Annotated in this window: 16 protein-coding genes and 1 pseudogene; 6 read left to right on the top strand and 11 right to left on the bottom strand. The window is 61.3% G+C overall.

From position 1 onward, the window contains the following. Positions 1-2: 2 nt before the first annotated feature. From ACR3EN_RS02205 to ACR3EN_RS02190, 4 genes are read left to right on the top strand one after another with little or no spacing between them, the layout of a single operon-like run. The gene (locus ACR3EN_RS02205; RefSeq protein ID WP_480819266.1) at positions 3-1541 is read left to right on the top strand and encodes a trimethylamine methyltransferase family protein; all 1539 of its coding nucleotides are present in this window, start codon (positions 3-5) and stop codon (positions 1539-1541) included. After that, on the top strand, positions 1542-2216 hold the full coding sequence (locus tag ACR3EN_RS02200; protein ID WP_480819267.1) for a TetR/AcrR family transcriptional regulator: 675 nt from the start codon (positions 1542-1544) through the stop codon (positions 2214-2216). After that, positions 2213-3517 carry an NAD(P)/FAD-dependent oxidoreductase gene (locus tag ACR3EN_RS02195; RefSeq protein WP_480870296.1) on the top strand — a complete coding sequence of 435 codons (1305 nt, stop codon included), beginning with the start codon at positions 2213-2215 and terminating at the stop codon, positions 3515-3517. The genes ACR3EN_RS02200 and ACR3EN_RS02195 overlap by 4 nt, the downstream gene beginning before the upstream one ends. A 53-nt stretch (positions 3518-3570) precedes the next feature. Further along, on the top strand, positions 3571-4302 hold the full coding sequence (locus ACR3EN_RS02190) for a hypothetical protein (protein ID WP_480819269.1): 732 nt from the start codon (positions 3571-3573) through the stop codon (positions 4300-4302). Here the strand turns inward: ACR3EN_RS02190 and ACR3EN_RS02185 are convergent. Beyond that, positions 4290-7714, bottom strand: a pseudogene (locus ACR3EN_RS02185) (indolepyruvate ferredoxin oxidoreductase family protein). The gene ACR3EN_RS02190 and the pseudogene ACR3EN_RS02185 sit on opposite strands and share 13 nt — an antisense overlap. Positions 7715-7856: 142 nt before the next feature. On the opposite strand from ACR3EN_RS02185, the gene ACR3EN_RS02180 reads away from it, so the two are divergent. Beyond that, positions 7857-8318, top strand: a complete 462-nt coding sequence (locus ACR3EN_RS02180; protein ID WP_480819271.1) for an Lrp/AsnC family transcriptional regulator — start codon at positions 7857-7859, stop codon at positions 8316-8318. A 3-nt stretch (positions 8319-8321) separates the two neighbouring features. Here ACR3EN_RS02180 and ACR3EN_RS02175 read toward each other — a convergent pair whose 3' ends face one another. After that, positions 8322-8711, bottom strand: coding sequence for a DUF3307 domain-containing protein (locus tag ACR3EN_RS02175; protein ID WP_480820045.1), 390 nt, complete (start codon positions 8709-8711; stop codon positions 8322-8324). 214 nt (positions 8712-8925) lie between these two features. On the opposite strand from ACR3EN_RS02175, the gene ACR3EN_RS02170 reads away from it, so the two are divergent. Continuing rightward, on the top strand, positions 8926-11922 hold the full coding sequence (locus tag ACR3EN_RS02170) for an ABC transporter transmembrane domain-containing protein (RefSeq protein WP_480820047.1): 2997 nt from the start codon (positions 8926-8928) through the stop codon (positions 11920-11922). Between the two features lie 5 nt (positions 11923-11927). Here ACR3EN_RS02170 and ACR3EN_RS02165 read toward each other — a convergent pair whose 3' ends face one another. The 9 genes from ACR3EN_RS02165 to ACR3EN_RS02125 form a co-directional block, all read right to left on the bottom strand. After that, on the bottom strand, positions 11928-12215 hold the full coding sequence (locus tag ACR3EN_RS02165) for an ArsR/SmtB family transcription factor (RefSeq protein WP_480820050.1): 288 nt from the start codon (positions 12213-12215) through the stop codon (positions 11928-11930). Between the two features lie 113 nt (positions 12216-12328). Then, positions 12329-13561, bottom strand: coding sequence for a mandelate racemase/muconate lactonizing enzyme family protein (locus ACR3EN_RS02160; protein WP_480819272.1), 1233 nt, complete (start codon positions 13559-13561; stop codon positions 12329-12331). 18 nt (positions 13562-13579) lie between these two features. Continuing rightward, positions 13580-14674 (bottom strand): Zn-dependent alcohol dehydrogenase, encoded by a 1095-nt coding sequence (locus ACR3EN_RS02155; protein WP_480819273.1) that lies wholly within the window; start codon positions 14672-14674, stop codon positions 13580-13582. Positions 14675-14756: 82 nt separating this feature from the next. Next, positions 14757-15956, bottom strand: a complete 1200-nt coding sequence (locus ACR3EN_RS02150) for a TCR/Tet family MFS transporter (protein ID WP_480819274.1) — start codon at positions 15954-15956, stop codon at positions 14757-14759. Positions 15957-16013: 57 nt separating this feature from the next. Beyond that, positions 16014-16727: an alpha/beta fold hydrolase gene (locus ACR3EN_RS02145; RefSeq protein ID WP_480819275.1), complete on the bottom strand. Its 714-nt coding sequence runs from the start codon at positions 16725-16727 to the stop codon at positions 16014-16016. A 2-nt stretch (positions 16728-16729) separates the two neighbouring features. Further along, positions 16730-17527, bottom strand: coding sequence for a 3-oxoadipate enol-lactonase (gene pcaD, locus ACR3EN_RS02140; protein WP_480819276.1), 798 nt, complete (start codon positions 17525-17527; stop codon positions 16730-16732). 60 nt (positions 17528-17587) lie between these two features. Then, a complete protein-coding gene (locus ACR3EN_RS02135) occupies positions 17588-18562 on the bottom strand; it encodes a threonine ammonia-lyase (RefSeq protein WP_480819277.1) in 975 nt (324 codons plus the stop codon). After that, the gene (locus tag ACR3EN_RS02130; protein ID WP_480819278.1) at positions 18559-19386 is read right to left on the bottom strand and encodes an alpha/beta fold hydrolase; all 828 of its coding nucleotides are present in this window, start codon (positions 19384-19386) and stop codon (positions 18559-18561) included. Before ACR3EN_RS02130 ends, ACR3EN_RS02135 begins: the two co-directional genes overlap by 4 nt. Beyond that, complete coding sequence (locus tag ACR3EN_RS02125; RefSeq protein WP_480819279.1) at positions 19386-20072, bottom strand: haloacid dehalogenase type II; 687 nt, start codon at positions 20070-20072, stop codon at positions 19386-19388. The genes ACR3EN_RS02130 and ACR3EN_RS02125 overlap by 1 nt, the downstream gene beginning before the upstream one ends. Positions 20073-20111: the final 39 nt, after the last annotated feature.

The raw sequence follows: 20111 nt of genomic DNA, 5'->3' as shown, positions 1-20111 counted from the left end.
TCATGGCAACTGACAACCGCAGGCGCCGCAGGCGCGGGGCTGATACCGCCCCGCCCCCCCATCGCGAGGTGAATTATCGCCAGCTCCGCAATCCGTTCCCGCAGATGGAGGTTTTTCCGGCGGATCAGATCGCGGACATGCACGACACCGCTTTGCGCACGCTGGAGGAGCTGGGCGTCAAGGTTCTGCTACCGGAAGCGCGCCGGATCTACGCCCAGGGCGGAGCCCGCGTGGATGAAGACAGTGAAATGGTCTTTATCGGGCGGGATATGGTCGAGGCCGCCGTGGCCTCGGCCCCGAAATCCATCACCTGCCGGGCGGGGGCGCGGCGACGGGATTTCACGCTGGAACTGGGCAGTCTGGTGTTCCAGCCCGGCGCGGGTGCCCCGAATGCCACCGATCTGGAACGCGGGCGGAGGCCCGCGACAGGGCAGGATTATCTGGAGTTCCTGAAACTGACCCACCATTTTGATGTGTTCCAGATGATCTCGCCTCAGGTCGAGCCGCAAGATGTGCCGACGAACCTGCGCCACTATTTCACGACGCAGGCGCAGATGGAGCTGACGGACAAATTCCCGTTCTTCTTCTCGCGGGGCACGCCGCAGGTGATGGATTGCTTTGAAATGCTGTCGATGGCGCGCGGTCTCAGTGATGAGGATTTCCGGGCCAACCCCCATTGCTACACCATCATCAACACCAACAGCCCGCGCACGCTGGATATCCCGATGGCGCAGGGCCTGATCGACTTTGCGCGCCATGGGCAGATGTCGATCATCACGCCGTTTACGCTCATGGGGGCAATGGCACCGATCACGGTGGCCGGGGCCATAACCCTGTCCCATGCTGAGGCGCTGGCGGCGCTGACACTAACCCAACTGGCCAATCCCGGCGCGCCGGTGTGTTATGGGACCTTCACCAGCAACGTGGATATGAAATCTGGCGCACCCGCCTTCGGTACACCTTCGCATTTTCAGGCCTCCTTGGCGGCGGGCCAATTGGCCCGGCATCTGGGGCTGCCGTGGCGGTCTGCGGCGGGATCTGCGTCGAACATCAACGACGTTCAGGCCGCGAACGAAAATCAGTTCGGCCTGTGGGGGTGTCTGATGGCCGGGGCGACGGTGATCATTCATTCCGCCGGGTGGCTCGAAGGCGGTCTGACCGTTTCGTTCGAGAAACTGGTTTGCGATGCCGAAGTGCTGAACATGGTGGCCGAGCTGTGTGCGGGCGCGCAGGCCGGGGCGTCCGAGATCGGCTTTGACACCGCGCTGGGCGAGGTGGACCCCTCTGGACATTTCTTTGCCACCAGCCAGACGATGGAGCGTTACAATACGGCGTTCTACGAACCTCATCTGCATGATTATGCCAATTTCGGGACGTGGGCTGAGCGCGGATCGGTCGACGCAAATCATCGGGCAACCGGCGTTTGGAAGGATATCCTGTCCAGTTTCCAGCCCCCTGAGCAGGTCGGTGACCGGATCGCTGAATTGAAGGACTTTGTTGGAAAACGCACCGCCGCGGGCGGTGCACCACCGGAGAGTTGAATGAACACGAAACCCATCCTCCACCGCGATGACCCCGATGCAGAGCCTTTGGTTGGCAACATCAAGGTCACGCGCGACGATTGGCTGAACGTGGCAATGGACGTGTTGATCTCGGATGGGGTGGATCAGATCAAGGTCCTCAACCTCGCCGAGCGTATGGCCGTGTCGCGGTCGTCGTTTTACTGGTACTTCAAATCCCGGCAAGAGTTACTGGACGCATTGCTTGCACGCTGGCAGGCAACGAATACGGCGGCTCTTGTTGCGCAGGCTGAGGCCCCGGCCGAGACGATCACGGGCGCGGTGTGCAACGTGCATCGCTGCGTTGTGAACACCGATCTGTTTGATACGGCGCTGGATTTTGCTGTGCGCGACTGGGCCCGCAAATCCGGTAAGGTGCGCCGCGCGTTGGACCAGTCCGACACGCGCCGGCTTGAGGCGCTGCACGCAATGTTTGCGCGATACGGCTATCCTGAGATCGAGGCTGAAACCCGCGCGCGCGTCCTGTATTATATGCAGATCGGGTATGATCTGGCGCAGCTGAATGAACCGATTTCTGTGCGGATTTCGATGGTTCCGCACTATCTGTATGTGTTCACTGGCGTCGAACCGCGCGCGGTGGAAGTCGCAGAGTTCAGCGCATATTGCCGAAAGCACTGGAAAGGAGACCCATCATGAGCCAGCCTGATGCCATCATCATCGGCACCGGAGTCATCGGCGCCGCCATTGCATTCGAGATGTCAAAAGCGGGATGGAAAACCCTCTCGCTGGATCGAAACGCACAGGTCGGGCATGGCTCGACGGCGGGATCATGCGCGATTATCCGAATGCACTATTCGACGCTGGACGGGACGGCATTCGCTTGGGAGGGCTATCACTATTGGCGCGATTGGGCCACGTATCTGGGGCTGCCCAAAGACGCAAATCTGGCGCAGTTTCGCCAAACCGGCTGCCTGGTCATGAAGACAGACGCCAACGGATATCTGGACAAGCACAAGACGTATAGCGCCGAGCTGGGTTGCCCGTTCGAAGAGTGGTCGCTCGACGAGATTACGAAGCACTTGCCGATCTATTCGCTCGACAGCTTTGCTCCGGCAAAACGTATGGACGATCCGGCATTCGGGCAACCCAATGGCGCGCAGATGCAAGGCGCGGTGTTCTGGCCGAAGGCGGGGTATGTGACAGACCCGGCCCTGTCGGCGCAAAACCTCATGGACGCTGCCAAACAACATGGTGCAGAGGCGCGGACCGGCGCAGAGGTGGTTGAAATCCTGATGGAGCAGGGGCGCGTCTCGGGTGTCAAGCTGGCATCGGGTGAGGAAATCCGCGCGAAGGTTGTTGTGAATGTTGCCGGACCGGGTTCGGCTATCGTTAACGCGATGGCCGGGGTGCTGGAGGATATGACCATCGAAACCCGGCCCCTGCGGCAGGAGGTTGTGCATGTGCCCGCTCCCGAGGGTTTTGATTTCGAAAATCAGGGCACGATTGTATCGGATAGCGATATCGCGCTTTACTGTCGGCCCGAACACGGCAATCACATCCTGATCGGCTCGGAAGACCCGGAATGTGATCCGCATCAGTGGTGCGAGGATGACAAGACCTATAATCAGGACTTTACCGACCAGTGGACCACGCAGGCGATGCGCTATGCGCAGCGGGTTCCCAGCCTTGGCATTCCCTCGAAGACGCGCGGTGTTGTGGATTTGTATGATGCGTCGACCGACTGGATTCCGATCTATGACAAATCCAGTCTTCCGGGTTTCTACATGGCCTGCGGCACCAGCGGGAACCAGTACAAGAACGCGCCGATTGCGGGCAAGATGATGGCCGCACTGATCGACTATTGCGAGGGTGGTGCGGATCACGATGCCGACCCGCTGCAGTTCGAGTTGCCCTATATCGGGCGCAGCATTGACGTCGGGTTCTATTCGCGCAAACGACCAATCAATGCCGAGAGCAGTTTCTCGGTTCTGGGCTAGACGGGTCGAGGGATCGGCCTAACTGTCCGGGGAACCGGATAAAGGCCGTTCCCATGGCAGATCAAGCTCCGTATGTTCTGATACTCGGCAGCGCACCCTCGGCGCTGACGGCGCGTAAGTGGTCGCGGCATCCGTTTACCCATATCGTCGCCATTAACAATGCCTGGCGCATCCGCGATGATTGGGATGTGCTGGTCCACCCCGAGGACTTTCCTTCGGAAAATCGTCCGCTCGGAATTGGACCCGCGCAATCCATAGTCAGCGCAAGTGATTATGTTCCGCTGCAAAACCGCTATGGTGGTTTTGTCTATGCAGGGGGTACGATGGCGTTCACCGCAGGCTATTGGGCCTTGGCGGCGCTGCGTCCGGCAGTTGTGGCATATTTGGGCTGTGATATGGTTTACCCGGCTGTGGGGCGAACGCATTTCTATGGCACCGGTGCCGCCGATCCCTTACGCGAGGATGTCACTCTGCGGTCGCTCGAAGCGAAGGCGGCGCGACTGGCTCTGTTCGGCGCGGCGCAGGGGTGCCGCATCCTGCGTTTGTCAACCGGCGAGAGCCGCCTGGTGTTTCCGCCAGCCTCCCGGACTGAGCTGTGCGCGACGCCGATGCCAGATGTCTCGGCGATGCAGCCTGCTCTGAAGCGCGAGGCTGAGTTGGGCTATTCCGTCCTGTCGGGCCGCTATTGGGAGACGGACCATCGGTTCGACGCGGCTGAAATCGATGCGCTGGACCGGCTATGGCTGGACGCTTATCGATCGTCCCGCTTGGATCAGGTCGCCTGAGCGTTCCGCTTTGCCAGCAACTCGGCCACGGTCAGCCGCGCTGTGCGGGCGCTCTCGATACGGACCGGGCCATATCCGCGAACCTCATCCGCACTGGCCAGGGCATCATGCCAGATGCCCTCGTCTGCAGTGCGATACGTCGCCTGCAGGTCATCCAGCAAAGACCGATACCATTCCAATAACGTCCGGTGCAGCCGTGCCTCGGCGTGATAACCGAAGGGATTGAACACCGAACCGCGCAAACCGCGTAGCCGTGACAGCCCCCAAGGATCGGGCGTACCCATGGGCCCAGCCCGAACTTCCGTGGCCTTCCGCGTTCATCCTTTCGCCAGCTCAGCATCGGCGGGGCAAAATGGTATGTGGTTTTGATATCGCCTGAGAATTGCTGCGCCAGTTCATCCGCGAAGACGGGAGACGTGTGCAGACGGGCCACCTCGAATTCGTCCTTGTAGGCCATGAAACGGAACAGGTTACGAGCGATCGACGTAAGAATCCGGTCGGATACTTCCGGTTTGGCGGCTCGGATTGTCGCGATGCGCTGCGCATAGCGTTCAGCATAACGGGCATCCTGATAGTCTGTTAGATATGCCACCCGGCGCGCGATCATCTGATCCAGCGTTTCTTCTGCCTGGGGCGCTTTTGGCTGCGCTTGAACCCGGTCAGGGTCGGCCGCCAGGCACCGTCCAAGTGCAAAGGCCAGCCGGTTCTTTTCGACGGCAACGCCATTGAGCAGAATGGCTTGGGACAGGGCCGTATGCGATACGGGAACCAGAGCCTTTTGCCACGCATAGCCCAGCATGATGACATTGGCGAAGACGGCGTCGCCCAACATAGCCTCGGCAATGCTGTTTGCATCAAGGCTGGACAGATTGGTGTTGCCCACAACATCTGCAATGGCCTGTTCGCGCGCATCGACCCGCAATTGCGCATCACGACGCAGCACCAGATCGCCGGTGGGCATCTCGGCCCGGTTCAGCACAACCTGTGTGCCGTGCGCGTAGTGGGCCGAGGCTTTGGGCGCCGAACTAACCACCACGTCGCAGCCGATCACCGCATCCGCGGCCCCCTGATCAATGCGCACCTGATTAAGCACGTCAGGAGCCTTAGCGATGCGGATGTAGCTGAGCACTGTCCCGAATTTTTGCGCGAACCCGGTGAAATCCAGAACCGAGGCCCCTTTGCCTTCCAGATGTGCAGCCATGGTGATCAGCGCGCCAACCGTGACGACACCGGTGCCGCCGACGCCGGTGACCAGAAGATCGAAGGGTGTGTTCAGTTTGGGCAGGTCGGGGTTTGGCAGGTCGGCCTCCAGCGCGTCCAGATCCAACGCGACGGCCCGCTTGCGCCGCGTCGCGCCTTCCACGGTGACAAAGCTGGGGCAGAACCCGTTCAGGCAGGAAAAATCCTTGTTGCACGAACTCAGATTGATCTTGCGCTTGCGGCCCAGAGGGGTCTCGCGCGGCTCGACACTCAGGCAGTTCGACGCGACTGAGCAATCGCCGCAGCCTTCACAGACCAGATCGTTGATCCAGACGAATTTCTGCGGATCCTGCAGCGTACCGCGCTTGCGGCGGCGGCGCTTTTCTGTGGCGCAGGTCTGTTCGTAGATCAAAACGGTGACGCCGGGGATATCGCGCAGCTCGCGCTGCAGGGTATCCATCTCGGCGCGGTCATGGAACGTGGTCCGGGTGGGGAAATCCGCGCGGCGGAACTTGGTGATATCGTCCGAGACCAGCGCGATCCGGTCCACGCCCTCGGCGCGGCAGGTCTGGGCGATACCTGAGACGCTGACCGGGCCATCCACCGGCTGCCCTCCGGTCATCGCCACGGCGTCATTGTAGAGTATCTTGTAGGTGATATTCGTTCCCGCCGCGACCGCCTGCCGGATCGCCAGCGAGCCGGAATGGTACCACGTCCCCTCGCCAAGGTTCTGGAAGATATGCTTACCGCCATTGAATTGCGAGGCCACCACCTGCGGCACACCCTCGCCGCCCATCTGGGCATAACCGACCGTCTCGCGGTCCATCCACGAGGCCATGACATGACAGCCGATGCCGCTGGCCGCGGTCGAGCCTTCGGGCACCTTGGTCGAGGTGTTGTGCGGGCAGCCCGAGCAGAAATAGGGCGTTCGCACCGCCCCCGGCACGTTGATTAGGGGCGGGGGTGTTTCGGTCAAAGCCTGTGCCTTGGTGGGCAGGTTTTCTTCGGGGAAAAAGCTGTCCAGCCGCGCGGCGACGATGGGGGCCAGCATCAGCGGGCTCAGCTCTCCGGTCCAGGGGATCAGCGGCTCGCCATGGCTGTCGTATTTGCCCACCATCTTCTGCGGTTTGTCGCCGGGCCAGTCATAGAAATACTCTTTGAACTGGCTTTCGATGATGCCGCGCTTTTCTTCGACGACCAGCACCTCGGCCTTGCCTTTGACGAACCGCAGGGCGTTGCGGCGGGCCAGCGGCCAGACCATGCCAACCTTGTAGATGTCGATGCCAAGACGGCGGCAGGTGGCCTCATCCAGACCCAGCAGACGCAGCGCCTCCATCAGGTCCAGATGTCCTTTGCCGGTGGTGACAAAGCCGAACTTGGCGGTGTCGATGTCATAGATGCGCCGGTCGATCGGGTTGGCTTCGGCAAAGGCGCGCACGGCGCGCAGCTTGTGCTGAATGCGGGTTTCGATCTCGGGCGAGGGCAGGTCGGCGGTACGCACATGCAGGCCGTTTGGCGGCAGGTCGATTTCGGGCAAGGTGAATTCACGGTCGGGGCGCAGGTCGACCGACCGGGCGCTTTCGACCGTTTCCGAGATCGCCTTGAACCCGACCCATGTGCCGGAAAAGCGCGACAGGGCAAAGCCGTATTCGCCGAATTCTAAGTATTCCTCGACGGAGGCCGGGTTCAGCGTGGGCATGAACCACGCCATGAAGGCCACATCCGACTGGTGCGGCATCGAGGAGCTGACGCAGCCGTGGTCATCACCTGCCACCACCAACACGCCGCCCTTCGGGGCCGAGCCATAGGCGTTGCCGTGTTTCAGCGCGTCGCCTGATCGGTCGACGCCCGGACCTTTGCCGTACCACATCGAGAAAATCCCCTCGACCTCGCAATGCGGATCGAGGGTGGCCTGCTGCGCACCCAGAACTGCCGTCGCGCCGAGGTCTTCGTTCACCGCAGGCATGAAGGTGATGCGGTCGGTTTTGAGCCGGTCCTTGGCGCGCCACAGTTCAAGATCCAGCCCACCCAGCGGCGATCCGCGATAGCCCGAGACAAACCCCGCCGTATTCAACCCTGCCTGCCGGTCGCGCCGGGCCTGATCCATCATAATCCGCGCCAGGGCCTGCGTGCCGGTCAGAAAAACCCGGCCTTGGGCCAGGGCGTAACGATCTTCAAGCTGATAGGTGCGGGGGGTGTCGTGGTGACTCATCGCTGCCGTCCATGGGTGTTGCCGTTGGAGGCCGGTAGCATAAGCCGCTTGGTATGGATTATTGTGCCTGACTTTGCGACTGGATAAGAAATTTAGGATAATTTAGTCGATAACTGACGGATTATCGGGTAACTGAACCGGTATGATCGAAATCGATGACCGTGACCGCCGCATTCTGACCTTGCTCCAGAAGGACAGCCGTATCTCGAACGCCGATCTGGCCGAGGCGGTGGGCATGTCAGCCTCGGCCTTGTGGCGCCGGGTACGTGCGCTGGAAGAAGCTGGGGTGATCGAGCGATATGGTGCGCTGGTGCATCCTCCGGCTATGGGGCTGACGTTTGAGGCGATCGTGCATGTCCACCTGACGCGTCACGACCCCGAGAAGATCGTCGATTTCATCCGGGCGGTCGAGACCAGCGCCGAGGTGCAGGAATGCTATGCCACGACCGGGCAGGCGGACTACCACCTGCGCGTTCTGTGCCGGGACCTCGCGGCCTATAATGTGTTCCTCGAGGATTTTCTGTTCCGCCTGCCCGCCGTTGCCAGCGCGCAGACCAATGTGGTGCTGCGCACGATCAAGCGGAACCGTCCGGTTGTGCCCTGATCCTCAGGCGGCGAACGCCACCCAGGCCCACGCCATGCCGATATAGGTTAGATTGTGCATCAACTGATCCAGCCCTGCGGCGCGCCAGAACGCGGCCTGATTGGGCTGCAGTTTTTTGCGGTCGGAATAATGCGCTTTGGCAAAGTCGATGTGGAAATGCACGATCCATTCCAGCGCAGCGATGATCAGGATGAATTCAAGCGGTGCGCGAAACAGCGCGAATATCGCAACCGATCCCACAACATGCACCACCGCATGTTGTGCGCGTCCCATATGGAAATACGACCCTCGCCCGGAAAGCATCTTGGGCGTCTGTAGATAATAATCGGCAAACATATGTTTGATCTGAAGCAGGCAAAGCAACAGAAACACAGTGCCAAAACTGGCAGGCAAATGAATCCTCCCGATATCGTCCTGAATCAGAAGAGTAGGGGGTAATTGTCTGCCGCGCAAATGAACTTGTTCACACAAGGGCATTTCAGCGCGATTTGGAAATTTAATTGCGTCTCCGGATACGATTGCGGTAGTTTCGACCTGTTGTATTTGTGTCCAAAACATCCCTTTGAGCGACGGATCAAAAGCAGGGGCGGGTTTCATAGAACGAACGATTTTTCGGTTCATTTGGAAATACTCCAAACGCGACCAGTTGATCTTGCTGGCCGTGACCTCGACGCTTTTTCCTCTTTTGTATCTGACCTTGGAGCTGCCCAAGCGGATCATCAATGATGCGATCGGGGCTTCCAGCCAGATCGTGAATGTCTGGGGCTATAACCTGCAGCAGACCACGTTCCTGATGATCCTGTGTTTTGCGTTTCTGGCGGCGGTGCTGGCCCACGGCCTTATGAAAATGCGCATCAACACCATGAAAGGGGTGCTGAGCGAACGCATGCTGCGCCGGTTCCGGTATCAGCTGATCAGCCGGGCGTTGCGCTTTCCGCAACCCTATTTCGAGCGGGTCAGCCAGGGCGAGATGGTTTCTATGATCACCGCCGAAAGCGAACCGATGGGTGGCCTGATGGGCGATGCGATCAGCCAGCCGGTGCTGCAGGCGGGGCAGATGATCACCATTCTGTCTTTCTTGTTCCTGCAAAGCGTCTGGTTCGGTCTGGCGGCGGTCGCGCTGATCCCGCTGCAGGCCTGGCTGATCCCGCGCCTGCAGCGCCAGATCAACCTGCTGAACAAGAAACGCATTCAGGAGGTGCGCATCCTGGCAGCCCAAATCAGCGAGAACGCGGCAGGGGCTTCGACACTGCGCGCCAACGGCGGCTGGCGCTACCGCCGTGCGATGATCTCGGACCAGTTGGGGCGGTTGTTCGGCATCCGGTTCGAGATTTACCAGAAGAAGTTCTTTATGAAGTTCATCAACAACTTCATTTCGCAGCTGACGCCGTTCATGTTCTATCTGGTGGGCGGTTTTCTGGTGTTGCAGGGTTCGGTCTCGCTGGGCGCGCTGGTTGCGGCGCTGGCAGCTTATAAAGACCTGAGTTCGCCGTGGAAGGAACTGCTTACCTACTACAACCAGACGCAAGATATGTCGCTGCGCTGGGACGTGGTGATCGAACGCTTTGCGCCTGACGGGATGGTCGATGAGACCTTGTTCGACAGCGACCCCGATCAGAGCCCGCATCTGAACGGTGATATTGTCCTGAGCGATGTCTCGGTGCGTGACATTGATGGCAATCAGGTGCTGGACGATCTGCAGCTGACGTTTCCGGCGGGCAAGACCATCGGTATCTCTGCCCCCAGCGAAGAAGACCGCCATGCCATGACCGAATTGCTGACGCGCGAGATTCTGCCCACCTCAGGCAAGATCGAGATCGGCGGCCTCAATATGGCTGAGCTGCATCAAAGCACTGTCGCCGCGCGCATCGGCCTTGCGACGTCGCGTCCGGTGATGTTCCAGGGAACGCTTGGTGAGAATGTGATGATGCCAATGCGTCCGCGCCCCTTGGCCTCAACCACCCCGGATCCCGACTTTGCCGAGACATTGCGCTCCGGGAACAGTGCTGATCCGTTCAAGACAGAATGGCTTGATCCCGGGCTTGCCGGTTTTGAAGACACCGTACATTTGCGCGAATGGTGGTTAAAGCTGATTGATGTAATGGGGTCGGGCGCGGCCCTGTTCCAGCGCGGGGCCGAGCAGGTATTCAACGCTGACGAGCGCCCGGCTTTGGCCGCAAAGCTGATTGAGCTGCGCCCGCTGGTGCAAAAAGCGGTGCGTGATGCAGGACTCGAGCAGCAGGCGTTGGTGTTCGATCGGTCGACGTACAACCCGGCCCTGCCCGTGGCCGAGAACCTTCTGTTCGCGACGCCTTGCGTCCCGGTCACACAGCAATTGCTGGCGCAGCAGACCGTGTTTCTGGGGCAGTTGCGTGAACTGGGTCTGGACGAAACGCTGACGAACCTGACGCGCGATGTAATCGAAATGCTACGCCAGATCTTTGGGCTGGACGGCACCGATCACCCGCTGTTCCGCAAGCTGGGCCTTGATGTCAAAACCTACGAAGCAGCCGCTGAGCTGATCGAACAGACCCGCAAAGAGGGCGTCAGTGGGCTGAATGATGAGCAATTGGCCAATCTGCTGGCGGTGCCGTTTGTGATCTCGGCTGAACAGATTGGTCCGGCGTTCTCGGAAGAACTGAAAAACCGTATCCTGGAGCTGCGTCACAGCCATTCGGAAAAACTGCTTGAACGGTTGCACAATGTCTTTGTGCCTCTGGATGAGACCGCCTTTGCGCCCGGTTTGACGGTGATGGAAAATGCGCTGTTCGGCAAAGTCAGTCAGATCGGGGGCGCGCGCACCGACGAGGCGCGCAAGCTGATCGTGGACGTATTGGCCGAGAACGGCGCGCGCCCGATGGTGGTCGAGCTGATCTATGATGTGCCGGTGGCATTGGGCGGGCAGAACCTGCCTGCGGTGTTTGCCGAACCGCTGGCCTTTACCCGCGCGACCATCAAGAAACCGGATATCCTGATCCTTGAGAACGCGCTGGCCAGCTATGACATGCAGACACAGGTTGCGGTCTACAAGAACCTCCGGGAATTGCTGCCCGAGGCGACGGTAATCTATCTGAATGACCAGTTCGAAAACCCGGATGTCTTCGATATGTATGTGGAGATCCGCCAAGGCCGCGTCGTCAGTGATGACGGGCCCACTGATATCGAAGGCGACGGCGCGGCTTCGGCTGATCTGGGACGCAAGCTGCGGGCGCTGGAACAGACGCCGCTGTTCTCGGGGCTTGACCGGCGTCAGTTGCGCCTGCTGGCCTTTGGTGCGCGCTGGTTCGACGCAAAACCGGGGCAGGTCGTCTTCCTCAAGGATGATCAGCCGACCGACGGCGCTTACGTCGTTCTGAGCGGTGAGGCGGGATTGTACCTGCCGCAGCCGGGTGCATCAGACCAGCTGATCACCAAGGTCGGGGCCGGGGCGCTGGTCGGTGAACTGGGCCTGATCCGCAAAGAGCCACGCGCGCTGAGCATGGTGGCGGAAACCGAGTTGTCTTGTCTGCGCATCGGGGAAGAAGAATTCATGGCCGTTGTGGAAAACGACGCTGCCACGGCGTTCAAGCTTCTGCAGGTGATCGCGGGCTATGTTTCCAGCTGACGCGATCAGCTTTCGGCGGAGCAGAACAGATCGTAAAGCAGGGCAATGACGCGCTGGGGTTTCCCATCGTTCAGCGCATAATAGATGGTCTTACCGTCGCGCCGTGCCTTGACCAGCTGTTCTTCGCGCAAGCGGGCGAGCATCTGACTGACCGCCGCCTGGCGCATACCAAGCAATGCCTCCAACTCACCGACCGAGCGTTCGCCGTCGCTGAGATGACAGAGGATCATCAGGCGCCCTTCATGCGCCAGTGTTTTCAGAAACGCTGTCGCCTGCGCGGCGCTGTCTTTCATGTCCGCAGGGATTTCGCCGGAAGGTGCAAGTGTTTCGGGGGGCTGTGTTGTCACAAAAAAACCGGTCTGCCGTTAGGGGGTCCGGTTAATATGCCTCATCAGGGGGTCAATTGTCACCCCTTGGTTGCAGGTGCGCCGCCCTGAAAGGCGTTTCCATGCGCATAGTCGCAGGGTGCCTCCTGCATCTGCAGGTGCAGATCTTTGCCGGTATAGGGGTTGGCGCGGGCCAGCGCTTCGTCCACCTCGATGCCAAGACCGGGGGCGGTTGGTGGGGTGACGAACCCGTTCTCGACACGGATCGCGCCGTTGATCAGTTGATCGTGGAACGGCGTTTCGATGGTTTCCAGCAGCAGCAGGTTGGGGATCGAGGCGGCCAGATGGATATTGGCGGCCCATTCTACCGGTCCGGCATAAAGGTGCGGAGCCATCTGGGCGTTGAACACTTCGGCCATCGCGGCGACCTTCTTCATCTCCCATATGCCGCCTGCACGTCCCAGCGCCGGTTGCAGGATTTCCGCCGCACCTGCGCGCAGAACCGCGCCGAATTCGGCCTTGGTGGTCATCCGCTCACCCGTGGCCACGGGGATGCGGACGTTGCGGGCGACGCGTGCCATATCCTCGATCATATCGGGGGGCGTGGGTTCCTCGAACCAGAGGGGCGAATAGGGCTCCAGCGCCTGACCCAGCCGGATGGCGCCCGCCGTGTTGAACTGCCCGTGGGTGCCAAACAACAGGTCGGCCTTGTCGCCTACGGCCTCGCGGATGGCTTTGCAGAAGGCCACAGACAGCGAGATATCGGTCATCGCAGGCATGTGCCCGCCGCGGATGGTGTAAGGCCCTGCGGGGTCGAATTTGACGGCGGTATAGCCACGCCGCACCATCTCGGCGGCGCAGTCCCCCGCCTGTTCTGGCGAGGTCCAGAAATCGGTCAGATTATGCTGGGGCAGGGGGTAGAGGTAGGTGTAGGCCCGGATACGGTCGTTCATCCGCCCGCCTAGCAGGGCATAGACCGGGCGGTCCCGGTCCTTGCCGAGGATATCCCAACAGGCGATTTCGAGCCCTGAAAACGCGCCCATCACGGTCAGATCGGGGCGCTGGGTGAAGCCGCTGGAATACGCGCGACGGAACATCAGTTCGATGTTTTCGGGGTTTTCGCCCAGCATGTGCCGTTCGAACACGTCGCGGATGACGTGGGTCATCGCCTCGGGGCCAACGGATGAGGCATAGCATTCCCCCCATCCGGTCACGCCGGTATCGGTGGTGACCTTGACCAGTATCCAATAGCGCCCGCCCCAGCCGGGGGCCGGAGGCGCGGTGACGATGATATCGAGATCCTGCAGTTTCACGCGGTGCTCCTTTCGGGGTCAGCCCCTGTCGAACATGATCACATTGCGTTTGGCGGAACCGGATCTGGTGTCCTCGATCGCCTCGTTGATCTGCGACAGCGACCAGCGGCCCGAGATCAGCTCGTCCAGCTTCAGCCGCCCCTGTTCATAGAGGTCTATCATCCACGGAATATCCCGCTGAATGACCACATCGCCCATTTTTGAACCGACCATGCCCTGACCCAGAGCGGCCAGTACCACGGGTTCATAGCTGGACATATCCCCCGAATGGGGCATCCCGATCATGATCGCCTTGCCGCCTCGGCCCAGATAACGCGGGGCCTGATCATAGGCGGGGATCGCGCCGACGGTGATCAGAACTGCATCCGCGCCACGTCCGCCGAGCGCCTTGTAGACGGCCTTCCACGGCTCTTTGAGGCTGCCCAGAACGCCGTGGGTTGCGCCGAATTCCTTGGCGATCTCCAGCTTGTCCTCGGTCATGTCGACGGCGACGATGCGGCGGGCCCCGGCGATGCGCGCGCCCTGAATGGCGTTCAGCCCGACGCCGCCTGCACCGATCACCACCACATCTTGCCCGGGGCGCAGTCCAGCGGCGTTCACAGCAGCACCAACCCCGGTGATAACACCACAGGACAGCAGGCTGGCGAGGTCTTTGGGCAGGGTTTCGGGGATTTTGACGATCTGGCGATGGCTGACCACGACCTTCTCGGCAAAGGCCCCGCAGGCCATGGCTTGCTCCAGCGCGCCGCCATCGGCAGTCCGCAAGGGACCTTTGACCGTGTCATAGGGCGTTTCGCAAATCGTGGGCTTGCCGCCCGCGCAGGACGGGCAAGACCCGCAGGCGCGGATCAGGGTTACCACAACCGAGTCGCCAACCTTGAACCCTTCGGCACCTTCGCCGACCGCCGAGATGACACCGGCTGCTTCGTGCCCGTAAACGGCGGGTAAGTGGCCGCCCCATGCGCCGCTGGCGAACGAGATGTCCGAGTGGCAGATCGCCACTGCGTCCAGCGTGACCTCGACCTCGCCCATTCCGGGCGGTGCGATCAGAATGTCCTCGATCACCAGAGGCGCGCCGAAGTCCCGGCACACGGCTGCTTTGATGGATTGCATGTCTGTCCCCGTTTCGTTTCAGGCCACGGTGACCTTTTGGGGACGGACCTGCAAGACGGAATCCGTCACCCCTATGTCGTTGTTATGCCAAAGCCGCGCGCGGACGCAGGAACATCACCAACCCGACCGCCATCAGGACCAAAGCCAGCAGAAACGGCGCGCCGGGCAGGTAGATTGGCGGGTTCTGGCCTGCGAACTGGGCAAAGACGCTGGTCATGACCAACGGCGAGATGATCATCGACAGCGCGTGCAGGGCTGCAAGCACGCCTTGCAACTCGCCTTGCTGGGAATCAGGCGTGGCGCGCGACATCAGGGCCTGCAGGGCCGGGGTGACCACCGCCCCCAATGCGGCGACGGGGATCAGCATCAGTGCGATCAGGCCGTTGGTCAGAAAAGCCAGCAGTAGGAAGCTGACGATTCCGAACGCCATGCCCCAGATGATCGTGACCCGCTCGCCCAGATACCGGGTGGCGGGGCGGATCAGACCGCCTTGCACGGCGGCCATGCCGATCCCGTATACGGCCAGAGACAGCCCGATCATCTGCGGCGACCAGCCGAAGCGTTCGAGCGTGAAATAGGACCAGATCGCCGGGTAGACATAGATTGAGATCGAGTAGAGGAAATAGACCCACAGCAAGGGCCGGATGCCGGGCAGCGCCGCGATGGCACGAAGCGATCCCGCCGGGTTGGCGCGTCGCCAGTGAAAGGGGCGACGGTTTTCCTTGGTGACAGTTTCCGGCATCACCAGCAGACCCAGCAGGAAGCCTATGGCAGACAGCCCCGCCGCGGCCCAGAATGGGGCGCGGGTGCCGAACTCGCTCAGCAGCCCGCCCATCAGCGGCCCCAGCACAAAGCCCAGTCCGAAGGCCGCGCCCAGAAGACCGAAATTGGCGGCTTTTTCATGAGGTTTAGACACATCGGCCATGAAGGCGGCAGCGGTTGCATGGGTTGCGGCGGTGATCCCTCCGACAATGCGTCCTGCCAGCAGCAGCCAGATACTGCCCGCAACAGCCATCACCACATAGTCGAGCGCCATGACAAAAAGCGAGACCAGCAGAACCGTGCGTCGGCCATAAGCATCCGACAGGTTGCCCAGAACTGGCCCAAAAAGGAACTGCATGGTCGCAAAGGCAGTGCTGAGCACGCCACCCCAGATCGCGGCGGTGGCCAAGGTGCCACCCTGCACCTCGACAATCAGTTGCGGCATGATGGGCAGCACCAGACCGATGCCCATCGCGTCGATCATCACGGTACCAAGAACAAATAGAAAGGGCAGGCGCATGAGAGTCCGAAACTGGTTTGACCGGACCCTAACGGTAGGGCCACCCGGTGCAAAGCCTTAGATCCGCTGCGAGATTTGATGTAGCAGCCCGGCCAGATGTTCTGGGTGTGAGAAGAACGGCGAATGAGAGCTGTCGATGGTCAGGCTCAGGTCCGGACCCGCGCAGTCGGCCATCTGAGCCTGATATTCGGTTGGAACCGTGCGGTCATCGGTGGTGCGGATATAGGCCTTGGGCACACGGTCGAACTTTTCGCCAACCTCCAGCGGTGTGTCTTGCGGTGTGATCGCCTGCGGGCAGAGACGGCCCAGCGCATAGGTCACCACCTCGCGTGGACAGTCATGATAAAACAGTCCGTGCACCCGGTCCGGCAGGACGCTGTAGGACAACCCGTCCGAGGATATCTCGACCGCGTCCCCGATCAACTGGCGGGGCGCACGTTTGCGCATCTCGATCATAGACAGCCCGGATTGCGGAACGTAGGCGCACAGATAGACCAATGCCCGCAGCGCGCCGGGTGCAGCTTCGGCGGCCGCGCTGATCGGGTATCCGCCCCAAGAATGCCCCACGACTATGGTATCGGGGGTGCAGGCGGTAAGGACTGCATCGCGGCAGGACGCAAGCGTGACATCCGCAATCGGCGTTGGGTCTGATCCGTGGCTGGGCATGTCAATCGCACGCGCCGTATGCCCGAATGTGGTCAGTTCGGGGATCAGGTCACGCCAGCACCAGGCGCCGTGGCATGAGCCGTGAACCAGCAGGAAATCGGCCACGTCTAAGCTCCTTGCAGATGTCCGGTTTCGGTCAGAAACCCGTTGAGGAGGTCCGCGTATTCGGCTGGCCGCTCGACGCAGGGCAGGTGGCCCGCCTTGCGGATCAGCGCAAACCGCGCGCCGGGAATCAGGTCAACCGTTTCACGCACCAGATCGGGCGGGGTCGAGCCATCCTCGCTGCCTGCGATCCCAAGGGTCGGCAGGCGCAGACCGCTGGTTGGGGTATAGAAATCCGTGCCTGAAATCGCGGCGCAGCAGCCAAGATAGCCGTCCAGAGGTTGCCGGACCATCATGTTGCGCCACAGCGCCAGATCGGCACTGGCGCGGAAGGGTTTCGAGAACCACCGCTCCATCGTGGCATCCGCCAGCGCCTCGATCCCACCCGCGCGGGCGGCTGCGATGCGGTCCTGCCAGATTTCGGGCGTGCCGATCTTGGCGGCGGTGTTCGACAGGACCATCGCGCGGATTTGGTCCATGCGCTTTACCGCCAGCCCTTGCGCGATCATCCCGCCGATCGACAGGCCGACGAACATGCAGTCTTTGACCTCAAGATGGTCCAGCAGCCGCTCGGTATCACGCACCAAGGCACCCATCGAATACGGACCATCGGGTTGCGAAGACAGGCCATGGCCGCGTTTGTCAAAACGGATGATGCGCAGGCCCTTGGGCAGCAATGGCAGGATCGGGTCCCACAGGCGCATATCCGTGCCCAGAGAATTGGCGAAGACCAGCGGCGCGCCGTCGGGGTCTCCGTCAACGCGGTAGTGTATCTTCACGTCTCCAAGGTCGGTGATGTGCATCGGTGAGGGGTCCGCCTTAATGTGTTTGCGGCGGAATAGTGCACCGGTTCACGCCCGTTGTCAGGTCAGGAATTCCAACGCTTGTTCAAAAACCTGCGGGTCCACATTACCGCCCGAGGCGACGATGATCACCGCGTCGCCCTCGATCTGGTCCTTGCGGAACAGCGCCGAGGCCAGTGAGACCGCACCGCCGGGTTCCAGCACAATCTTGAGCCGCAGGAAGGCCTGTGCCATGGCCTGCAGCGCCTCTTGTTCGGAGACGGACAGGCCCGGGCCACAGAGCCGATTCAGGATCGGGAAGGTGATCTGCCCCGGCTGCGGTGTCAGGATCGCGTCGCAGATATTGCCCGACGAGGCGTTGTTGTTCTGAATGGTCCCCGACGCCAGAGAGCGTTTGACGTCATCAAAACCCTCAGGCTCACACGGGCGGGCGCGCAGGCCCGGCGCGTGTTGTTCCAGCGCCAGCGCGATGCCAGAGGTCAGCCCTCCACCGCCGCAGCAGACCAGCACATCGGCCTGCGTGACGCCTTGTGCCTCGGCTTGTCGGGCGACTTCGAGCCCGACCGTCCCCTGACCGGCGATCACCTGCGGTTCGTCATAGGGCCGGATCAGGGTCAGGCTGCGCTGTGCGGCCAGCGCCTCGCCGATCTCTTCGCGGCTTTCATTGGCGCGGTCGTACAGAACCACCTCGGCCCCCAGGGCGCGGGTGTTCTCGATCTTCAGTTGCGGCGCGTCCGAGGGCATGATGATGACAGACGATATCCCGTGCTGGCTGGCTGCATAGGCAACCCCCTGCGCGTGATTGCCCGAGGAATAGCCGATCACGCCCCGCTGGCGTGCGGCCTCATCCAGTGCCGAAATCGCTGACCACGCGCCGCGAAATTTGAAGCTGCCAGTGTGCTGCAGGCATTCGGGTTTCACCAGCACCCTGCGCCCGGCGATCTCATCCAGAAAAGGTGAAGACAGCAGCGGTGTTTCGCGTGCGTGTCCGGCCAGCCGCTGTGCGGCGGCTTCGATCATTTCAATACTGCTCATGTCGCGTCCAGTGTTTTGCGGATGACGTCCAATGATTGAGGTTCATTCAGAAAGGGTACATGCCCCCGGTCTGCGATCTCGGCACTGATCAGACCGGGATGGCGGTTTTGCATCTCAGCCAGCGTTGCGGCCCCGAACAGGTCCGAATTTGCCCCCCGGATCACGCCGGTCGGGATATCGCTGAGCGCGTCAAACAAGGGCCAGAGATCAGGCGGAGGGCCTGCGGCGGCCTGCTGGATCAGCGCCTCGCGCAGGGCGCTGTCATAGCGCAGGGCGAGGCCCGTGTCGGATTGCAGATATTGATGCTCAACCTGCTGGCGCCAGATGGCGCGGGGTACGCCGGGGAAGTTCGGTTCCATCATGTGATGCAGGGCCTCTGCGGCCGCGTCATAGGTCTTCGCGTTGGGCGGTTTGCCGACATAGTCCATGATCTTGGCGATCCCTTCGGCCTCAATCACCGGCCCTACATCGTTCAGGATGACAGCAGCCAGACGATCCGGGTGGCCCGCAGCCAGCGCCATGGCGATCAGCCCGCCGCGCGAGGTGCCGAGGATCGTGACCTTTTCCAGTCCCAGATGGTCCAGCAACTCAATCGCGTCCTGCCCTTCACGCAGGATGTTGTAGTTCATGAAATCCGGGTCGTAGTCGGATTGCCCGCGCCCGCGATAATCCATCGCGATCATGCGCAGATCGCTGATATGCGGGGCAAGGAACGAGAAATCCCGGCTGTTTCGGGTGAGCCCAGCAAGGCAGAGCAGGGGCTGTCCCGATCCGGTATCCTCAAAATAGAGGCGTTTGCCATCCGAAGTGGTGAAAACCGCCATCAAAGCCCTGCCAGTTGCGGGATGCTTGTCAGGTCGGACAGCACGTGTGCCGGTTTCCACGGCAGACGATCCATCGGCTCGCCTGCGCGGTTGACCCAGGCGGTGACGAAACCATAGCCGCTGGCCCCTGCCGCGTCCCAGCCATTGGAACTGACGAACAGCACCTCGTCGCGGGCGCAGCCGAACCGGCCTTGGACCAGATCATAGACGCGGGCGTGGGGTTTGAAGACGCCGACGCTTTCGACCGATAGCACATCGTCCAGCACATCCCCGATCCCGGCGGACTGCACCGCCCCGTCCAGCATTGGGGGTGAGCCATTAGACAGGATGGCTGTCTGCAATCCGCCCGTCTTCAACGCCTTCAGCATCTCGGGGACCTCGGGGTAGGCCTGCAACTCCCAATACAAATCCAGCAGGCGTTGGCGCAGGGTGTCGTCGCCCTGCAGCCCGACCGCCTCAAGCGCCCAGTCCAGTCCGTCTTGTGTCACATCCCAGAAATCGCCATGCGCATCGGCCACGGCGCGCAGCCATGTATATTGCAGCTGTTTCAGACGCCAATGGTTCGCCAGTTCGGGCCATTTATCGGCCAAAGCCTCGAACCCCGGCTCGGCTGCGGCCTGTCTGGCGGCGGCGGCGACGTCGAACAGCGTGCCATAGGCATCGAATACGCAGGTTGTGATAGCCATATGATCCTCCCCTGATCGGGCGCAGGTAAGCACAACTGT

This window comes from Ruegeria sp. G7 (assembly GCF_056535465.1).
The sequence above is the reverse complement of the archived record's forward strand: the minus strand, read 5'-3'. Positions and strand labels throughout refer to the sequence as shown.